Annotated in this window: 16 protein-coding genes; 7 read left to right on the top strand and 9 right to left on the bottom strand. The window is 73.3% G+C overall.

Annotated features, from left to right (window positions below):
* Nucleotides 1-104: 104 nt before the first annotated feature.
* On the bottom strand, nt 105-971 hold the full coding sequence (locus tag EDD40_RS18650; protein WP_236595102.1) for a LysR family transcriptional regulator: 867 nt from the start codon (nt 969-971) through the stop codon (nt 105-107).
* A 56-nt stretch (nt 972-1,027) separates the two neighbouring features.
* Here EDD40_RS18650 and EDD40_RS18645 point away from each other — a divergent pair, with 56 nt between their 5' ends.
* Nucleotides 1,028-2,338 (top strand): MFS transporter, encoded by a 1,311-nt coding sequence (locus EDD40_RS18645; protein ID WP_123744051.1) that lies wholly within the window; start codon nt 1,028-1,030, stop codon nt 2,336-2,338.
* 1,292 nt (nt 2,339-3,630) lie between these two features.
* Here the strand turns inward: EDD40_RS18645 and glgA are convergent.
* Nucleotides 3,631-4,794, bottom strand: a complete 1,164-nt coding sequence (glgA, locus tag EDD40_RS18640; protein WP_123748123.1) for a glycogen synthase — start codon at nt 4,792-4,794, stop codon at nt 3,631-3,633.
* A gap of 103 nt (nt 4,795-4,897) precedes the next feature.
* Between glgA and glgC the strand changes: the two genes are divergently transcribed.
* The gene (gene glgC, locus EDD40_RS18635; protein WP_123744050.1) at nt 4,898-6,112 is read left to right on the top strand and encodes a glucose-1-phosphate adenylyltransferase; all 1,215 of its coding nucleotides are present in this window, start codon (nt 4,898-4,900) and stop codon (nt 6,110-6,112) included.
* Nucleotides 6,113-6,277: 165 nt separating this feature from the next.
* Here the strand turns inward: glgC and EDD40_RS18630 are convergent, their stop codons facing one another.
* A complete protein-coding gene (locus tag EDD40_RS18630; RefSeq protein ID WP_123744049.1) occupies nt 6,278-6,904 on the bottom strand; it encodes an O-methyltransferase in 627 nt (208 codons plus the stop codon).
* A gap of 216 nt (nt 6,905-7,120) precedes the next feature.
* On the opposite strand from EDD40_RS18630, the gene sigE reads away from it, so the two are divergent.
* The 4 genes from sigE (at nt 7,121) to tatB (ending at nt 10,369) form a co-directional block, all read left to right on the top strand.
* Nucleotides 7,121-7,696: an RNA polymerase sigma factor SigE gene (gene sigE, locus EDD40_RS18625; RefSeq protein ID WP_123744048.1), complete on the top strand. Its 576-nt coding sequence runs from the start codon at nt 7,121-7,123 to the stop codon at nt 7,694-7,696.
* Nucleotides 7,693-8,331, top strand: coding sequence for an anti-sigma factor family protein (locus EDD40_RS18620; RefSeq protein WP_123744047.1), 639 nt, complete (start codon nt 7,693-7,695; stop codon nt 8,329-8,331). The genes sigE and EDD40_RS18620 overlap by 4 nt, the downstream gene beginning before the upstream one ends.
* A gap of 81 nt (nt 8,332-8,412) precedes the next feature.
* Nucleotides 8,413-9,939 (top strand): S1C family serine protease, encoded by a 1,527-nt coding sequence (locus tag EDD40_RS18615; protein WP_123744046.1) that lies wholly within the window; start codon nt 8,413-8,415, stop codon nt 9,937-9,939.
* Between the two features lie 49 nt (nt 9,940-9,988).
* The gene (gene tatB / locus EDD40_RS18610; protein ID WP_123744045.1) at nt 9,989-10,369 is read left to right on the top strand and encodes a Sec-independent protein translocase protein TatB; all 381 of its coding nucleotides are present in this window, start codon (nt 9,989-9,991) and stop codon (nt 10,367-10,369) included.
* Nucleotides 10,370-10,497: 128 nt separating this feature from the next.
* Here tatB and EDD40_RS18605 read toward each other — a convergent pair whose 3' ends face one another.
* Both EDD40_RS18605 and EDD40_RS18600 read right to left on the bottom strand, forming a co-directional pair.
* Nucleotides 10,498-14,184 (bottom strand): CARDB domain-containing protein, encoded by a 3,687-nt coding sequence (locus tag EDD40_RS18605; RefSeq protein WP_123744044.1) that lies wholly within the window; start codon nt 14,182-14,184, stop codon nt 10,498-10,500.
* A 227-nt stretch (nt 14,185-14,411) separates the two neighbouring features.
* Nucleotides 14,412-15,545 carry an Mrp/NBP35 family ATP-binding protein gene (locus tag EDD40_RS18600; protein WP_123744043.1) on the bottom strand — a complete coding sequence of 378 codons (1,134 nt, stop codon included), beginning with the start codon at nt 15,543-15,545 and terminating at the stop codon, nt 14,412-14,414.
* Between the two features lie 132 nt (nt 15,546-15,677).
* Between EDD40_RS18600 and EDD40_RS18595 the strand changes: the two genes are divergently transcribed.
* Entirely contained in the window at nt 15,678-16,139 is a 462-nt protein-coding gene (locus tag EDD40_RS18595) for a MarR family winged helix-turn-helix transcriptional regulator (RefSeq protein WP_425471212.1), read from the top strand.
* Between the two features lie 3 nt (nt 16,140-16,142).
* Here EDD40_RS18595 and EDD40_RS18590 read toward each other — a convergent pair whose 3' ends face one another.
* From EDD40_RS18590 to EDD40_RS18575, 4 genes are read right to left on the bottom strand one after another with little or no spacing between them, the layout of a single operon-like run.
* On the bottom strand, nt 16,143-16,748 hold the full coding sequence (locus tag EDD40_RS18590) for a DUF1003 domain-containing protein (RefSeq protein ID WP_123744041.1): 606 nt from the start codon (nt 16,746-16,748) through the stop codon (nt 16,143-16,145).
* On the bottom strand, nt 16,741-17,994 hold the full coding sequence (locus EDD40_RS18585) for a magnesium transporter MgtE N-terminal domain-containing protein (protein ID WP_123744040.1): 1,254 nt from the start codon (nt 17,992-17,994) through the stop codon (nt 16,741-16,743). Before EDD40_RS18585 ends, EDD40_RS18590 begins: the two co-directional genes overlap by 8 nt.
* 50 nt (nt 17,995-18,044) lie before the next feature.
* Nucleotides 18,045-18,902: an aminoglycoside phosphotransferase family protein gene (locus tag EDD40_RS18580; RefSeq protein WP_123744039.1), complete on the bottom strand. Its 858-nt coding sequence runs from the start codon at nt 18,900-18,902 to the stop codon at nt 18,045-18,047.
* Complete coding sequence (locus tag EDD40_RS18575) at nt 18,899-19,234, bottom strand: hypothetical protein (RefSeq protein ID WP_246037725.1); 336 nt, start codon at nt 19,232-19,234, stop codon at nt 18,899-18,901. Before EDD40_RS18575 ends, EDD40_RS18580 begins: the two co-directional genes overlap by 4 nt.
* Between the last annotated feature and the right edge of the window lie 69 nt (nt 19,235-19,303).

The following is a 19,303-nucleotide window of genomic DNA, read 5'->3' as shown; positions in this document are numbered from 1 at the left end:
GCGGGTGAGCGGCAGGCGGCCGTGGCCGCCGGTCGGGGCAGCCCGCCGGTGGTGGCCCGGCGGGCGCGGCGGGCGCGGTCGGCGGGTGGGCCGGGGGAGCGTGGTCAGGGCGCCAGCGCGTGGTCGCGGAAGGCCTGGACGGCCGGCGGGAGCGGGGTGTCGGCCGGCCAGACCAGGGCGATCTCCCGCGCGGCCCGCGGGTCGAGCGGGATCTCCGGCAGGCCCGAGGGCGAGTCGGCGTGTGGCAGCAGGGCGACGCCCAGGCCCGCCGCGACCAGGCCCCGGACGGTCTCGGTCTCCTGGCCCTCGAACGCCGGGGTGGGCGTGAAACCGGCCGCGGCGCACAGGTCGTCGGTGATCTGCCGCAGGCCGTAGCCCGGTTCGAGGCCGACGAACTCCTCGCCCGCCAGCTCGGCCACCCGCACCGCCGGGCGGCCGGCCAGGCGGTGGCCCGGCGGGACCACCAGGATCAGCTCCTCCTCGCGGATGACGGCGTGCGCGAACGCGGGGTCGGTCGGCGGCGGGGAGACGAGGGCCAGGTCGACGTCGCCGTCGGCCAGGTGGGCGAGGATGTCCTGGCGCGAGTTCTGGACCAGGCGGAACCGCACGGCCGGGTGATCTTCGCGGAAGGTGCTGACCAGGGACGGGACGACGGACCGGCCCAGCAGGTGGAGGAAGCCCAGCGCCACCTGGCCACGTTCGGGTGACACCTCTTCCGCTGCGGCGCGTTGGCCCGCTTCCAGGGCGGTCAGGGCGCGGTCGGCGGCTTCGCACAGCAGGCGGCCCGCCCTGGTCAGGCGGACGCGGCGGCCCGATCGGAGGGCGACCGGCGCGCCCAGTGACGTGCCCAGGGCGGCCAGCCAGCGGCTCACGGTCGGTTGGGGGACGCCCGCGGCTTCGGCGGCGTGGGTCACGTGCTCGTCGGCCGCCAGCGCGCGCAGGACGGTCAGCCGCTGCACCAATTCATCCATCACCGCATGGATTGTCGCAAACTGGCGCATTGGACGCATGGATTAGCGTCGAAGACGTGCCCAGCCGCCTCACCACCGCCGTCGCCGCCACCGGCCTGGCCACGTTCGCGCTGCTCTACGCGCCGCAGTCGGTCCTGCCCGACCTCGCCCGCGAGTTCCGCCTCGCACCGGCCGGAGCGTCCCTCGCCATCAGCGCCGCGACCGGCGCGCTGGCCCTCGCGATCATCCCGATGGCGGCCCTGGCCGACCGCGTCGGCCGCCGCCGCGTCATCGTCTGGTCGGTCCTCGCCGCCGCCGCCCTCGGCCTGCTCCTCCCGCTCGCCCCGACCTACGAGACCTTCCTCGCCGCCCGTGCCCTGCAAGGCGTCGCCACCGCCGGCGTCCCCGCGACCGCCATGGCCTTCCTCGCCCAGGAGGCGCCCAGGGCGCACGTCGGCGCGGCCATCGGCGCCCTGGTCGCGGGCAACAGCGCGGGCGGCATGCTCGGCCGCCTCATCACCGGCTTCACCACCGACGGCACGTCGTGGCGCACCGCCCTGGCCCTCGCCGGCGCGTTCGGCGCGGCCTGCGCGATCACCGCCGCCCTCCTGCTGCCCAAGGGCCGCCACGCCGAGCGCCGCCCCAGCGCCCTCAAGGACGCCCTCACCGACCGCGTCCTGCTCTGCCAGTACGCGATCGCGGTCCTCGCGGTGGCGGCGTTCATCTCCGTCTTCAACGTCATCGGCTTCCGCCTCGCCACCGACCTGGGCCTGCCCACCGGCGTCGCCACCCTGGTCTACCTCGCCTACGCGGCGGGAGGCGGCACGTCCGCCGCCGCGGGCCGCCTCGCCGACCGCCACGGCCGCGCCCGCGTCGCCCTCGCCGGCCTGGCCCTGGCCGCCGCCGGCGCCGCGATCACCCTCCCCGACCACGTGGCCGCGATCGCGGTCGGCCTCACGCTGTTCACCGGCGGTTTCTTCGCCGCCCACGCGGTGGCGAGCGGCTGGGTGGGGGCCCGCGCCCCCGAGCACGTCCGGGGTCAGGCCTCGGGCGTGTACCTGTTCGCGTTCTACGTCGGCAGCAGCACCGGCGGCACGGCGGGCAGCGCCGCCTACCAGGCCCGCGGCTGGCCGGGCCTGACCGCCCTGGTCACGGTCTGGCTGGCGTTGGCGGCGGTCGCGGTCCTCGCCGCGCAGAAGGCCACGACGGCCCGCGAGGCCCGCGACGCTCAGAAGTCCAACGGCACCTCGACCGCCGCCCCGCCCGTCACCGCGACCGGGCCCAGCTGCGGCAACGTCACGGTTCCGGCGGCCACCGAGAACGTCGCCGACCGCACGTCCTCCGGCACCTCGTACACGACCGCCACCGGCACGGTGTCCCCGCCGTAGCGGGCGCCGACCTGCCGCGCCGCCTGCCCGCCCGGCACCGTCAAGGTGAACAGCGGCGCCGTCTGCCCGGCGCCGACCACGCTCGGCAGCCCGTGCCCGACCAGCCGCAGCTCCACCAGCGCCGACCCGGCCCCGGCGGTCGCCAGCTCGTACTGCGCGCTGGACGACACCGGCCGCTGCCGCCCCAGCCGCGCCCGCACGACCTCCACCGACCCGGCCGACGCACCCACCGCCATCGGCGTCGACACCGAGATCTCCTCCGGCCCCGGCGCCCGCCGCAGCACCTTCGTCGCCTCGCCGACGACCACCCCGGTGGGCACCTCGACCCGCTGCTGCAGCGACTTCGCCCCCACGGTGTCGAGCACCAGCGACTCCGGCCCGCCGCCGACGGGCACGGTGTAGACGATCAGCGCCGACCCGTGGTCCGGCAGCCGGTCGGCGGGCAGCCGGTGCCGCCGGCCCGGCACGTCCAGCGACAGCTCCGGCGGCTGCGGCAGCCACCCGCGCCACGGCGTCTGGCCGAACGCCGAGTCGACCTCGCTGTGCCGCGTCACCCGCACCCGCAGCACCCGCAGCGCCACCCCGTGCTCGGCCCGCAGGTCACCCTCCGCGGTCGGCCACACCGACGGTGACGAGTACCCGGTCACGTGCACTTCGAGCTGGTCGTCGCGCACCATCGCGGACGTCGCGTCGAGCACCTGCCCGTCGTCGGGCAGCACGGCCAGGAAGTCCGGCCCCGCCTGCCCGACGCCCTGGTCGGCGTCGGTCACCCGCCCGTCGGTGCGCACCAGCTTCCCCACCGGCGTGCTCCGGGCGCCCTGCGCGGGCACCTGCGGCGGCTGGACCTCCAGGCGGATGCCGGAGGCGTTGCGCTCGACCTGCTTCAACGGCACCGGCACCCAGTCGGTGGTCGCGGCCGTGCCCGGCACCTGCACGGGACCGCACCACAGCCGCGTGTCGACCTCGAACGCCTCACCGGTGCGCGCGAACCAGCAGCTCACCGCGTCCTGCCCGGTCCGGGCCACGTACCCGAACGACAGCGTGTAGCTCAGCTCCGCCTCGGCCCGCGACTGCAGGCCGGGCGCGTCCAGCACCGCCTCTCCCTCGATGGTCAACCTGACCTGCTCCGCGCTGAACGCGGGCGTGGCGCACCCACCGGCCACCAGCGCGAGCAGGAGCACAAGCCACCGCATACCGCCCCCAGTAGTCGCCCCTACTGGTTAAAGGCGGTCGGCGGCCCGTACCGTTGCATCGGGATCGAGTGGCGCACGTCACATCGGGGGCTCAGGTGGTCACTGGGCGCCGTTCAGCGCGGCCGAGTACACCGCCACGGTCTGCTCGGCCACCGTCGCCCACGAGAACTCCTCGATCGCCCGCGCGCGCCCCGCCTCGCCGAACGCCGCCGCCCGAGCCGGGTCGCCGAGCACCTCGTTCACCGCGTCGGCCAGCGCCACCCGGTACGCCTCGACGTCCTTCTCGTCGTAGTGCACCAGCAGCCCGGTCCGCCCGTGGTCGACGACCTCGGGGATGCCGCCCACGTCGGAGGCCACCACCGCCGTGCCGCACGCCATCGCCTCGAGGTTCACGATGCCCAGCGGCTCGTACACCGACGGACACACGAACACCGTCGAGTGGCTCAGGATCTGCCGCACCTCGGCCGGCTGGAGCATCTGCTGGATCCAGAACACCCCGGGCCGCGATGCCGCCAGCCCGGCCACCGCGAGCCGCGTCTCCTCGGCGATCTCCGGCGTGTCCGGCGCGCCCGCGCACAGCACGACCTGCGCGTCCGGTGAGATCCGGTGCGCGGCGGCGACCAGGTGCCCCACGCCCTTCTGGCGGGTGATCCGCCCGACGAACGTCACGATCGGCCGCGTCGGGTCGATGCCGTGCCGGAGCAGCGCGTCGGTCTCGGTGACGGGGTGGTAGGCCGAGGTGTCGATGCCGTTGCGGACCACGTGCACGCGCGCCGGGTCCAGCGCCGGGTAGCAGTCCAGCACGTCGGCCCGCATGCCCTCGCTGACCGCGATCACGGCGTCCGCCGCCTCGTACGCGGTCCGCTCCACCCACGACGACACCCGGTAGCCGCCGCCGAGCTGCTCGGCCTTCCACGGCCGGCGCGGCTCCAGCGAGTGCGCGGTCACCACGTGCGGGATGCCGTGCAGCAGTTTCGCCAGGTGACCGGCCATGTTGGCGTACCAGGTGTGGGAGTGCGCGAGCTGCGCGTCGCCCAGCGCGGCGGCCATCTCCAGGTCCACCGACAAGGTGGCCAGCGCGGCGTTCGCCTGCTCCAGGCCGTGGGCCGGGTTGTGGGCCCTGGCGTCCGCGCGCGGCCCGCCGAAGGCGTGCACGTCCACGTCCACCAGTTCGCGCAGCCTCGGCACGAGGAAACCGACGTGCACCCCAGCACCGCCGTAGACCTCCGGCGGGTACTCCCGTGTGAGCAGTCCAATTCGCACGTCGCTCACCGTAACCCGCCCGCCGGGGCAGCCGGGTGAACGAGAGGGGTTTGCGTTACTTCGCCGTTGGTGGGGCGGTGGTCACCCGGTTAGGGTCGTTGCTGTGAAAGGGCAACCGCACGTTCTAGGAATTGTCCTCGCCGGTGGCGAAGGCAAACGGTTGTGGCCGTTGACCGCCGACCGGGCAAAGCCGGCGGTGCCCTTCGGCGGTAACTACCGGCTGGTGGACTTCGTCCTGTCCAACCTGGTGAACGCGGGTTTCGTGAAGCTCTGCGTGCTCACCCAGTACAAATCCCATTCCCTCGACCGGCACATCTCCACCACGTGGCGACTGTCCAATGTGCTCGGCCAGTACGTCACGCCGGTGCCGGCGCAGCAGCGGCTCGGGCCGCGCTGGTACACCGGCAGCGCCGACGCCATCTTCCAGTCGTTGAACCTCGTCAACGACGAGAAGCCGGAGCACGTGATCATCTTCGGCGCGGACCACGTCTACCGGATGGACCCCGGTCAGATGGTGCAGCAGCACGTGGAGACCGGCGCGGGCGTCACCGTGGCGGGCATCCGGGTGCCGCGCGCGGAGGCCAAGGCGTTCGGCTGCATCGACTCCGACTCGACCGGGTTGATCACCCGGTTCCTGGAGAAACCCGCGGAGCCGCCGCACGTGCCGGACGACCCGGAGGTCACCTTCGCGTCGATGGGCAACTACGTGTTCACCACCGAGGCGCTGATCGACGCGTTGCGGGCGGACGCCTCGAACCCCGACTCCGACCACGACATGGGCGGCGACATCATCCCGATGCTCGTCGACCAGGGGCAGGCGCACGTCTACGACTTCGCCGACAACAAGGTGCCGGGGGAGACCGACCGCGACCGGGGCTACTGGCGCGACGTGGGGACCATCGACGCCTACTACGAGGCGCACATGGACCTGGTGTCGGTGCGGCCGGTGTTCAACCTCTACAACCAGGCGTGGCCGATCCGGACGGCGACCCCGCCGCTGCCACCCGCGAAGTTCATCGCGGGCGGCAGCGCGGAGGACTCGATGGTGGGGCCGGGCTCGATCATCTCCGGCACCGTCCACGGGTCGGTGATCAGCTCGGACGTGGTGGTCGAGTCCGGGTCCGTGGTGCAGGGCAGCGTGCTGCTGCCGGGCGTGCGGATCGGGCGCGGCGCGGTGGTGCGGCGGGCCATCCTGGACAAGAACGTCGTCGTGCCCGACGGGGCGCTGATCGGCGTGGACCCGGCGACGGACCGGCAGCGCTACACGGTGTCGTCCGGCGGGGTGACCGTGCTGGGGAAGGGCGTCACGGCTCACTGACGGCAGGAGTGCCGCGTCGGGGACCTCACCCGGGTGAGGTCCCCGACGTCGCTCCGAGTCGGGGCCGAACTCCGCGATTCACCCATCCGGGTGAACCCGCACCGGTGAGGTGGGTGGTCCGGCGAGTGGACCCGAACCCGCGCGGCGGCCGGGCGTGTCGGGCCCTCAGCCGACCTTCGCCGCGACCAGCAGGCCGTCGCCGAGCGGCAGGATCACCGGCACCAGGCGGTCGTCGTCGCGGACCGACCGCGCCACCTCCCGCATCGCCGCCGTGTCCGGGTCCCGGTGCGCCGGGTCGACCACCCGGCCGTGCCACAGGACGTTGTCGAACGCGATCACGCCACCCGGCCGCAGCAGCCGCACGCCCTCCGCCAGGTACTTCGGGTACTCCGACTTCGCCGCGTCCACGAACACCAGGTCGTACGCGCCGTCGGTGAGCCTGGGCAGCACGTCCAGCGCCCGCCCCATGATCAACCGGGTCCGCGACACCGCGATCCCCGCCTCCGCGAACGCCACCCGGGCCGCCCGCTGGTGCTCCGGCTCCACGTCGATCGAGGTCAGCACCCCCGCCGCGGGCATGCCGCCGAGCAGGTACAACGCGCCGACGCCGGCGCCCGTGCCGATCTCCACCACGGCCTTGGCCTGCGTCGCCGCCGCGAGGAACCGCAACGCCGCCCCGCCGCCGGACCCGATCGGCACGCACCCCAACCCGGCGCCACGAGCCCTGGCGGCCGCGGTCACGGCGTCCTCGGGCAGGTAGCCCTCCACGTACTCGCGCGTCGGCGCATCCACAGCACGAAGGCTAACGCCGCGGGCGTCGGTTCGGGTGAATCCGGCGGACACCCGGATTCTCAGCCTGCTCTCAGCCGCCTCTCACGATGGTTATAAGGGAGCAAGTCAAGCTGACCCCAACGCATGACGAGCAAGACCAACGGGAACACGTCGGGGGAGCCGAGCGTTGACCCGTGCAGCAGGGCAGCCAGCCCAGTGGAGGTGCGTAACCGCCCGATGCCAAAGCAGCCGACCGCCACACCGACCGCGCCCATCGAGGACGCGGACTGGATCGCGCCCTCTTGGGACCAAGTGGTGCGTGAGCACGCCGACCGGGTGTACCGGCTGGCCTACCGCCTGTCCGGCAACCAGCACGACGCCGAGGACCTCACCCAGGAGACGTTCATCCGGGTGTTCCGCTCGCTGGCGTCGTACAAGCCCGGCACGTTCGAGGGCTGGCTGCACCGCATCACCACGAACCTGTTCCTCGACATGGCCCGCCGCCGCTCCCGCGTGCGCATGGAGGCCCTGCCCGAGGAGACCGACCGCATCCCGGGCGACGACCCCACGCCCGAGGAGATCTACGACGACACGCACCTCGACCCGGAGTTGCAGGCCGCGCTGGACGAGCTGCCGCCCGAGTTCCGCGCCGCCGTCGTCCTGTGCGACGTGGAAGGACTCTCCTACGAGGAGATCGGCGCCACCCTCGGCGTCAAACTCGGTACCGTGAGGAGCAGGATCCACCGGGGCCGCCAGGCCCTGAGGGTCGCACTGGAACGCCGTCGGGGTCTGGCCTTGGAGGACTCTGCATGACCGACCTGCGAGGTTGGCAACTGCCCGAGCAGCACCTGCTGCCCGACGCGGTCGTCGCCTTCGTCGACGGCGAGCTGACGGCCTCGGCGCACAACCGGGCGTCCGCGCACCTCCAGCGCTGCCCGTTCTGCGCGGCCGAGGCGTACTCGCAGCAGCAGGCCCGCTCCGCCGTGCGCGCGGCCGACGCGCCGTGCGCGCCCGCGAGCCTGCTGGCCAGGCTGGGCGCGATCCCGCAGGAAGTGGAGCTGCCCAGCGCGCCGGACGGCCTCGCGGTGTCCGAGGACGGCCAGCTCGTCACGGTCCAGCGGCCCGACCGGGTCGCGTTCGGCGACGGTCCCGTGCTGGGGTCCGGCCGCCCTTTCGGGACCGGCGGCGGTAGCCGCATCGGCACGGGTCTCTTCGGCACCGGCCTGTTCGGGGGCCGACGCGCCCGCCAAGGCGCCGGCGTCGTCGTGTCCGGCCTCATGCTCGGCGCGCTCGCCCTGGTCGCACCGGGCAGCGAGGACACCGCGCCGCCGCCCGCGCAGGGCAACTCCCCGCAGCCCTCGCCCGTGGTCGCGCCGGCGTCGATCGACGACCGCGAACCCGTCGGCGTGCTGCGCCCCGCCGTGAACACCGGCGTCCTGGGCCGCTGACCAGCCCGCTGACGGCAACTTCACCGGTCATCGGTCACGATTGCCCCGCGAGAACCATGGTGTGACGACGTGCGGGGAGCGATGAGCGAGCCAGAGCAGGGCAACGGGACTCCCAGGTCGGGTGTTGACGACGGGGCGCACCGCAGGCTCGCACCCCGTCCGCTGAACCGCCCGGCCGTCGACCCCGGTCAGCAAGCCGTGTTCGGCCGGCCGCGGGGCGTGGCGGGCGCCTTCTCCGCCGACCGCCCCGGCCTCAACGGCCACTCGTCCGTCCAGCTCGCGCCGCCGCCACCGGAAGCGCTGTCCACCGCGTTCGGCCGGCCGCGCGGCGACGACGACACCCTCCTGCAACGACCGCCGGTCGACCTGAACGGCGAGCCCGAGGTGGAGCCCGTCTTCTGGGAGGGCAAACCGGCGGGCGACGCGTGGCGCGACCCGGGCGCGTCGGCCGTCATCGGCCCGCCCGCCGTCACCGAGCAGCCCGACACCGGACCCGAGCCGGAACCCCGGCCCGGACCGCAGCTCAGCGTGCCCGAACTGCTGTTCGGGCGGCGCGTCAAGCCGATGGGCCTGGTGCTGCTGATGGTGGCCGCGCTGGTGGTCGGCGCCGGCGGCGGCCTGGTCGGCTGGCTGATGGGCCGCGTCGGCAACCCGCTCACCGACGGCGGCGTCACGCTCGCCGAGGTCAAGCCCGGCAAGGAACGGCCCGTCGGGTCGGTCGCCGACATCGCCCAGCGGGTCACGCCCAGCGTCGTGTCCATCGAGTTCAAGGGCGCCAGCGTGGCCGGCGTCGGCTCCGGCGTGGTCATCGACGGCGAGGGCTACGTGCTGACCAACGACCACGTGGTCGCCCCGGCGGTGCAGGACACGTCGGCGAAGCTGACCGTGGTCTTCACCGACGGCAAGCGGGCCGTGGCGCAGGTCGTCGGCCGCGACTCCAAGACCGACCTCGCGGTGATCAAGGTCGAGGTGGACAACCCGACCGTGCTGCAGTTCGGCGACTCCGACGAGCTGGCGGTGGGCGACACCGTGCTCGCGATCGGCTCGCCGCTGTCGCTGTCGAACACCGTGACCGAGGGCATCGTCAGCGCCCTGCACCGGCCCGTGACGGCGGCGGGCGAGAACGGCGGGCCGCAGGTCACCTACGACGCGATCCAGACCGACGCGGCCATCAACCCCGGCAACTCCGGCGGCGCGCTCGTCGACTCGTCCGGCGCGCTGGTCGGCATCAACTCGTCGATCCGCACCGAGACCGGCGGCTCGGTCGGCCTCGGGTTCGCGATCTCCGGCAACTACGCGCGCAAGGTGTCGCAGGCGTTGATCCGCGACGGCGAGGTCAAGCACGCCGACATGAACATCAACGTGCGGTCGGCCTCGGCGGAGACGGCGGAGGGCGCGCAGGTGCAGAACGTGCCCGACGGCGGTGCGGCCGACGCGGCGGGCATCGAGGAAGGCGACGTGATCACCCGGGTCGGCGACCGGATGGTGCGCAACGCCGCGGAGCTGACCGTCGCGGTGCGGGACCATGAAATCGGCGAGACCGTGCCGGTCGTGCTGGCCAGGCAGGGCCGTGAGCTGACCGTGCAGGTGACTTTGCGGTCCGACTGACGGCTACGCTGGCAGCCAGGGCTTGGGGCGCGGAAGGTGGGGCACGAGGGTGTTCGACAGCATCGGGTGGCTTGAGATCCTCGTCATCGTCGTGGCGGGCCTGTTCATCCTGGGCCCGGAACGACTGCCCGACGCCGCCGCGTGGGTCGGCAAGACCGTCCGCCGCGTCCGCGAGTACGCGACCGGCGCGCGGGAGCAGCTCAAGCAGGAGATGGGGCCCGAGTTCGAGCAGCTGCGCAAGCCCCTCGAAGACCTGCGGGAGCTGCGCAACTTCGACCCCAAGCGCGCGATCACGAAGCACCTGTGGGACGACGACCCGGCCGAGAAGCCGAACGGCCACCCCGCCGTCCCCCCGGCCCGCGACACCACCAGCCGCGAGCGTCCCCTGGAACGCGGCGAGCGCCCCCCGTACGACCCGGACGCCACCTGACGTCCTGCCTGCCCCGGGCCCGGTCGGCCCGAGCGCGGGCCCGGAATTGTCGTACCCCACCGGTGACTCGCAGCAGGGGTCCCCTTGGCGGGGACCCCTGCTGCGACTTCGAGAGGGACCGACCCCGGTCAGGAGACGCCCTGGCCGCGCCGGCCGGTCGCGGTGGTGGTCGGGGCGCCGGTGATGGTGAACTGCGAGCCCGGTTCGACGACGACGGCTCCGGCGGCCGAGTTGGTGATGGTCACGTTCGTCAAGGTCGCGCTGCCGCGGGCGCCGCCCATGGCCAGGATGCCCGCTCCGTTGGTGGAGCGGTCGATGCGGACGTTGCTGATGACCACCCCGGGCACGGTGCCGCCGCCCGACTTGAACTGGATGCCGTCGTACGTCGAGTCGTGGATCTCGGTGTCGCGGATCGTCACCCCGGTGATGTCGCGGCTCTGCGCGAACAACGTGATCGCGCCGAACTCCTGCGCCTCGCCCCAGAACGCCCCGCCCGTGCGGAACAGGGCGTTGTTGGCGATCAGGGTCTGACCGGAGAACGGCAACGGGTCGTGGTCGGTCGCCAGCATGATGCCCGGGTAGTTCATGGTGTCGTAGACGAGGTTGTTCTCCACCTTGTTGCCGTGGCCGCCGTAGATCGCGACGCCGTTGGCCCGCCACGGCAACTGGATCGTGTTGTTCACGAACGCGTTGTCGTGCGCGACGTCGACCGCCTGGTCCTTGACGTAGCGGTTCGCCCACACCGCCAGCGAGTCGTCACCGGTGGTGCGGAACGACGAGTCGAAGACCCGCGAGTTGCGCGTGCCGTTGGTGAAGTTGATCCCGTCGGCGTAGGTGTCGCGGATCCTCATGCCGCTGAACTCGACCCCGTCGGCGGGCCCCCACAGCTCGGGGATGTTGTCGTAGTCACGGCCGACCCACACGCCGACGTTGGCGTGCTCGATCCACACGTTCGTGATCTTCGTCCCGACGCCGAACCGGCCGTTGAGGGCCACCCCGCCCTCGGCGCCGCCCGCGCCGCCGCGGATCCGGCCCGAGCCGAAGATCGCGATGTCCGAGATCTTCGTGTTCGCGTCGACGTCGAACCCGAAATTGCCCTCGTGCGGGTGGTTGATGCTCCCCTGCGCGAGGTGCGGCTCGGTGAGCGTGTAGAGCTGCGAGTGCCACATGCCCGCACCGCGGATCGTCACGTCCCGGATGCCCACCTGGTTGTACTGGCCCCGGTTGAGCGGGTCGTCGGTCAGGACCTTCTTCTCCTGCCGCCACTGCCCGGCCGGGATCCACACGCAGCCGATCACGCCGTTCTGGTCGTCGGTCACGGCGCGCTGGATGGCGTCCGTGTCGTCGCCGCCGTCACCGGGCACGGCGCCGTAGGCGGTGATGGAGGTGCACTCGGCGGGCTGCGACGACGGCGGCGCGACCTGCTCCAGGTCGATCAGGTCGATGACGTAGAACGCCGCCGTGTCACCCGCGTCGCGTTGCAGCTTGAACCGGGTGCCGGCCGGGTAGGTCCGCGCCAGCAGGGCGTTCGCCTCGTCGAACAGCCGCCGCGCGTCGGCCTGCGGCGTGTTGGTCAGCCCCTCGGGGTCGTCCGTGGTGCCGTAGAGCCAGCTGTGCTTCGACGACAACGTCAGCTTCCGCGTGAACACGTCGTCGACGTAGAGGCTGATGGTGGCCTCGATGCCGCCGCCGCCGGCCGCGTCCGGGATCGAGTTGCGCACCACGATCGAGTTCGCCGCGGCGGTCGAGGTGAACTCCACGAACTGGCCGGTGCCGGTCAGCCGCACGGACTTGCGGCCGGACGACTCGGTGGCGAAGTTGGTGTGCCCGAACCGCCGCAGCGGGTCGGCCTCCAGCAGGGTGCCCTGGTAGCGGGCCGCTTCCGCCTCGTGCTCGACGTACGGCACGGCCGCGCCGCGCCCGACCACGATCGACCGGGAGAACGCGTTGTTCGTCTCGTCGGTCTCGGTGACGACGTTGGTCGCGTCGGCCGTGGCGGTGATCGTCGCGCCGCCGGCGGTGGCCGTCCAGGTGCCGCCGACCGGGACGCTCACCGTCGCGCCCGCCGCGACGGCCGGGCTCTGCCCGGTGAGGGTGGCGCCGCCGACCGTGACGCGCGTGACGCTGCCCGCCGCGACCGCGGTGGTGCCCCGGTTGTGCACCGACGCGGTGAACGACACGGGCGTGCCGACCGCCGGGTTCGACGGGGTGGACGTGACGCCGGTGACGGTCAGGTCCGGGCCGGGCGCCTGCGACACCACCAGCGGGGACGGCGCGGTGTGCGCGTTGTTGCCGTTGTCCTGCTCGACGACGGTGTCGGTCGGGTCGACCACGGCCCGCACCGGGTAGCTGCCCATCGCCCGCCGGCCCGCGTTCACCGACACCGCGGCCGACGCGCCGGCGGCGAGCCCGGCGACCGGCGCGCTGCCGACGACCGTGCCGCCGAGGCTGACGTCGACCGAGGTCGCGCCCGAGGCGGCCGAGCCGGTGTTGCGGACCGTTGCCGACAGCGTGACGGCGTCGACCTCCGACGGGGTGGCCGGCGTCCACGTCACCGACGCGACGGTCAGGTCCGGGTTCGGCGCGGGCGTGCCGACGACCTGGAGCTCGGCCACCTGCCCGCCGGGCGCGCCGGTGTTGCCGGAGAACTCCAGCCGCACGTCCGCCGCCCGCCCGCCGACCGGCACCGTCACGGTGTTCTGGTTCCCGGTCGGGCTGAACGCGTGGTCGGCGCGGGCCGCCAGCGACGTGAAACCGGTCGCGCCCTGCTCCCGGCCGAGCACCTGGAAGCTCTGCGTCCGCGGCCCCCACGCCGGGTCGGGGTTGAGCTTGACCACGACCGAGGTCACGTCGGCGTTCGCGCCGAGCTTCACGGTCAGCGTGGCCGACTGCCCGCCCGCCTCCCAGTACGTGGCGAGGTTGCCGTCGTTGGCGTTGGCGGCGACGAAGCCGAACGTCGACGACGACGCCTCGATCGGCTTGCCGGCCGCGAGGTTCGTGCCGCCGCCGCCCTGCCCGACGCGCGTCACCGCGTTGCTGTCGGCGGACACGTTGCCCGCCGCGTCCCGCGCCCGCACCGTGTAGGTCACGGTGGCGGTGGCCGGTTGGCTGTCGGTGTAGGTGAGCGTCGTGCCCGACACGGTGGCGCGGGCCGCGCCGTTGGCGTAGACGGTGTAGCCGGTGACGCCCGTGTCGTCGGTGGACGCCGTCCACGCCAGCCGGATCTGCCCGGCGGCGGGCTGGGTGAAGGAGAGGGAGCCCGGCGCGGTCGGCGCCCGGCCGTCGCCGGTGGTGGCGCCGTAGACCTCGAACGCCGAGACCTGGGCGGCGGGCCAGCCGGTGTTGCCGGTGACGCGCAGCCGCACGTGCCGGGCGTCGCGGGCGGTGAAGTCGATGGTGGCGGTGTTGCCGCTCGCCGGGGCGAACAGCCGCGCGGCGGACGGCGAGAGGTCGGTGAACGACGTGCCGTCGGTGCTGCCCTGGACGGCGAGCGCCTGCGTGCGCTCGCCCCAGCCGGTCGGCAGCTTCAGCACGACCCGGCTCACGCCGAAGGTCGCGCCGAGGTCGACCTGGAGCCACTGCGGGAACGCGTTGTTGGCGCTCTCCCAGTAGGAGGCCTGGTTGCCGTCGGTGGTGTTGGCCGCCGGGTAGCCGGCCTGCGAGCTGCTCGCCGAGGTGGGCTTGCCCGCGGCCAGGTCGACCGCGGCGGCCTGCGCGGGATCGGGCGCCGCTGAGGCGGGGGAAAGGCCGAGCGCGGTCAAGCCGACCGCGAGGATGCCGCCGATCAGTCGCCGGCTGCGCTGCTTCCGTGTCATCGGTGTCCTCTTCGTTGGGGACGACGGTGCGCTGTCGGCAGACTGCGGCGGAGCGCCTGCCGCTAAGTTGCGATTCGATATGAAGATTTTGAGCTTGGATTGTCAACTTCTTGCGAGGTTGCGTACAAAGGTTTCAGACGAGCGGCGGTTCGTCAACGGCCGACCGGACGCGGGCAGCACGAAACAGGGGCCCCCGGATCGGGAGCCCCTGCCTCGGGATCAGGACGTCAGCGGCCGGCGGGGGTGACGTTCAGCAGCCGGCCGGCCAGCCCGCGCGAGCGGGTCGAGAGCTTCTTCGCCACGGCCGTCAGCACCTGGCCGGGGGCCGACTCGGGGTGCGCCAGCACGATCGGCGTGCCCGAGTCGCCCTGCTCGCGGACCCGCGGGTCGAGCGGCACCTGGCCCAGCAGCGGCACGTCCGCGCCCACGGCCTGGGTCAGCGAGTCGGCCACGACCTGCCCGCCGCCCGTGCCGAACACGTCCATCCGGGTGCCGTCCGGCAGCTCCAGCCACGACATGTTCTCGATCACGCCCGCGATCCGCTGCCGCGTCTGCAACGCGATCGACCCGGCCCGCTCCGCCACCTCGGCCGCCGCCTGCTGCGGCGTGGTCACGACCAGGATCTCGGCGTTCGGCACGAGCTGCGCCACCGAGATGGCGATGTCGCCGGTGCCCGGCGGCAGGTCGAGCAGCAGCACGTCCAGGTCGCCCCAGAACACGTCGGCCAGGAACTGCTGCAACGCCCGGTGCAGCATGGGGCCCCGCCACACGACCGGGGTGTTGCCCGACGTGAACATGCCGATCGAGATGAGCTTCACGCCGTGCGACTGGGGCGGCATGATCATCTTCTCGACCTGGGTGGGTCGGGCGTCCGTGCCCAGCATCCGCGGGATGGAGTGGCCGTAGATGTCGGCGTCCACCACGCCGACGGACAACCCGCGCGCGGCCATCGCGACGGCCAGGTTCACCGTCACCGACGACTTGCCGACCCCGCCCTTGCCCGACGCGACGCAGTACACCCGGGTCAGCGAACCGGGCTGCGCGAACGGGATCACCGGCTCCTCGACGCCGCCGCGCAGCGTCTTGCGCAGCTCCGTGCGCTGCGCGTCGCTCATCACGTCCAGCTCCACGCGGACACCGGTCACGCCGTCGAGCGCGGACACGGCGGCGGTCACGTCGGCGGTGATCTTGTCGCGCAGCGGGCAGCCGGACACGGTCAGGAAGACCGCCACGTCCACGACCCCGTCGTCACCGACCACGACGTCCTTGACCATGCCGAGGTCGGTGATCGGACGCCGGATCTCCGGGTCCTGGACACCGGCCAACGCCTTCTGCACGTCGTCAACGGTAGGAAGAGTCACGGGAACGCCTTCGGGAGAGGTGGTGGGACCGCCATGCTACGGCGGGCCGTGCACCTCCAAGCTACCGGTTGGTCACCCCCGTTCCGGGGGCAGCGCGCAGCCGGTCGCGTGCTTTCCGTAACATTGGTATCCGTGCCGGAAACCGGATCTGCCCGGTTGCCCACCCGTACCGAGCTGGGGGTGTGGCGATCCTTCCTCCGGGCGCACGCGAGGCTCACCCGGATCCTGGAATCCGAACTGATCGCCGAGCAACGCTTGTCGCTCGCGGCCTACGACGTCCTGGTCCAGCTCGCCGAGGCGCCGCAGCACCGACTGCGGATGACCGAGCTGGCCGACGCCGTGCTGCTGTCGCGCTCCGGCGTCACCAGGCTGGTCGACCGCCTGGAACGCGCGGGCCTGGTGCTGCGGGAACGCGCGGACGGCGACGGCCGCGGCGTGGTGGCGGTGCTCACCTCGCAGGGCCTGGAACGGCTGCGCGTGGCCTCCGGCACGCACCTCGCGGGCGTGGCGCGGCACTTCGCGGAGACGTTCGGCCACGCGGAGCTGGAGGCGTTCGGCCACACGTGCGACCGGCTGGGCGCCGACGAGCCCTGACGCTCACGACGACGGCACGTCGTCCTTGAGCTCCCTGAGGTCCGGCAGGTCCTTGCCGTCCTTCGGCTCCTTCGCGTCCTTCGGCTCCTTCGCCGCGTCCTTGCCCTCCTTGCCCTCCTTGCCGTCTTTGCCTTCCTTGGCGGGCCGCTTGCGCTCGCGGAACACGCGTTCCAGCTCGCTGCGCAGGTAGTCGCGGGTCGCCACCTCGCCGACGGCGATGCGCAGCGCGGCCAGCTCCCGGGCCAGGTACTCGGTGTCGGCCTTGGTCTGCGCGGCGCGGGCCCGGTCCTCCTCCAGCGACACCCGGTCCCGGTCGTCCTGCCGGTTCTGCGCCAGCAGGATCAGCGGCGCGGCGTACGCGGCCTGCGTGGAGAACGCCAGGTTGAGCAGGATGAACGGGTACGGGTCCCAGCGCAGCGCCACCGCGAACAGGTTCAGCAGGATCCACACGAGCACCAGCAGCGTCTGCCCGAACAGGAACTTGCCGGTGCCGAGGAACCGGGCGAGCCGCTCGGAGAACCGGCCGAACGCCTCCGGGTCCAGCGACAGCCGGAACCGGCCCTCCGTGCGCGGCTGGTCGAGCCGTCGACGCGGCAGCAGCTCAGGCATGGGACAGCCCCGTTTCGCGCCAGTTGGCCGGCAGCAGGTGGTCGAGCACGTCGTCCACGGTGATCGCGCCGAGCAGGTGGTCGCTCTCGTCCACCACCGGCCCGCACACCAGGTTGTAGGCGGCGAAGTAGCGGGTCACGTCACCGAGCGACGCGGTCGGCGCCAACGTCGCCAGGTCCGTGTCCAGCACGCCCGCGACCAGGTCGGACGGCGGCTCGCGCAGCAGCCGCTGGATGTGCACGCAGCCCAGGTAGCGGCCGGTCGGCGTGGCCGTCGGCGCCCGGCACACGAACACCATGCTGGCCAGCGCGGGCGTCAGGTCCGGGTTGCGCACGTGCGCCAGCGCCTCGGCCACGGTCGCGTCCGGCGCGAGCACCACCGGTTCCGGTGTCATCAGGCCGCCCGCGGTGTCGAAGCTGTACTCCAGCAGCCGCCTCACCGGCTCGGACTCCTCCGGCTCCATCAGCTCCAGCAGCCGGTCCTTCTCGCCCTCGGGCAGCTCCGACAGCAGGTCGGCCGCGTCGTCGGGGTCCATGGCCTCCAGGATGTCCGCGGCGCGCTCGTCGTCCAGGTAGGCCAGCAGGTCCTTCTGGTCCTCCTCGGCCATCTCCTCGATCACGTCGGCGAGCCGTTCGTCGTCCAACGCCTCGGCCACCTCGTAGCGCCGCTTGAACGGCAGGCTGTGCAGGGCCAGCGCCACGTCCGCCGCGCGCATCGTCTCGAAGATCGCCACCAGGTGCTGCGCGCCCTGCGGCTGGCCGGCCAGCTCGGTCACCGACAGGCCGGTCAGGTCCTCCCAGTGCAGCACCTGCACCGGCCCGCGCCGGGCCAGCCGGCCCGTGCGCTCCCGGACCGCGACCCGGGTCATCCGCCAGTCCCGGGTGCGGCTGGGTTCCATCGCGGCGTCGACCAGCACCGCCGCCGCGCCGGAGGCGAGCGTGACGCGCGCGTCGAGCAGCTCGCCGACGACCAGCACCTCGTTGGCGCGCTGGTGGAACTGGCGCAGGTTGACCGACCCGGTGGCGAGCGTCACGGCGTTCGGCTCGATCGAGTTGACCCGCAGCATCGGCACGAAGATGCGCCGCCGGGTCGCCAGCTCCAGCACCAGGCCGAGCACGCGGGGCGGCTGGCGGTCCACCCGCAGGCCGATGACCAGGTCGCGGACCTTGCCGATGGACTCGCCGTCCGGTCCGAAGACGGGCAACCCGGCGAGTTGAGCGGCGAAGACCCGGTTCACGGCAGGCACGTGATCAGGCTAGTCCGCCGGGTCCTCCGCCGCTGCGTTCCACTGTGGACCTAGGGGCGGAACGCGCGGCTGATCGCCTCGACGGCGACGGCCATCCCGTCCCACCCGCCCTCCAGGCACCACAGCCAGGTGTCGACGGCGCGGCAGAACGTCCAGGCGCGGGCCCGCCCGCCGTCGAGCTCGCCGATGTCGCACAGCGCGGCGAACCGGTCGCGCAGGCCGCGGTCGCCGGCCAGCTCGCCGAACCTGTTCCACAGCAACGGGATCACGCCGAACTCGCGGTCGCCGGCCAGCGGTTTCGGGTCGATCATCAGCCACGGCTCGCGGTCGCCGCGCAGCACGTTCTCGTAGTGCAGGTCCTGGTTGACCAGCGTGTTCCCGGCCGTCCCGGCGAGGTCGCGGCCCAGCTCGCGGGCCTGCTCGACCAGCGCGGCCGGCAGCGGGCCGCCCAGCGCGGCGTTCTCCGCGACCAGGTCGGGGAACTCGTGGCGGCGCAGCCCGGGACCGGCCGGGACGCGCAACCGGCGCAGCAACCCGCCGGTGACCGCCAGCGCCTCCTCGATCGGCGCGTCGAGCAGCGACCGGGTGTGGTCGAGGCGTTCCAGCAGCAGCGCGCCGTCCTGGTCGTCGTGGTCGAGCAGCGCCACCACGCCCTGGCCGTCCCACGCCCGCAACGCCGCCGGCTCCTGCCGGGTCTCGTCGTCCAGCCAGGTGAGCTTGAGCACGGCCGGGTGGCCGTCGGCGCGGCGCACCGGCAGGACGACGGCGACGTTGCCGTGGAGCAGGTCGCCGTCCGGGGTGAGGCGCCAGCGCGCGCAGCACTTCGTGGCCAGCGCGGGCAGCGCGGCCCGCCACTCCCGCGCCTGGTCGCCGAGGATCGCGCCGAAACCGTCCGGGACGGTGATCACGCGGGCTCCAGGCGGTAGACGTCGTCCCAGTCCGGGCGGCCGTTGAGGCGGGCGGCTCTCAACGCCTGCGCGGAGTCGTCGTCCAGGTCGGCGCGGCGGGCCGTGGCCCGTGCGTCGACCAGGTGGGAGCGGGTGGTGGGGGAGCGGACGGTGACCGTGCACGCGACGCCGTCCGCCAGGCCCGGCACCTGCTGCTCCGTGCCGCCGACGGCCACCAGGACGGCCCCGTCGCGCCACAGCGCCCACACCAGTCGCGGCTCGTGGCCGTCCGGTCGGATCCACACCGCGGCGGCTTTGCGCAGCGCGTTGTCCAGCACCTGCTCGATCTCCACCGGTTCAGCCTGCCACGCGCCTGTGAGCCGTGACTCACGAAATAGCGGGCGGTATGCGGGCGTGCCACT

Source organism: Saccharothrix texasensis (genome assembly GCF_003752005.1).
GTDB lineage: Bacteria > Actinomycetota > Actinomycetes > Mycobacteriales > Pseudonocardiaceae > Actinosynnema > Actinosynnema texasense.
Note: the sequence above shows the minus strand (reverse complement) of the source record. Positions and strands in the feature narration are given on the sequence as shown.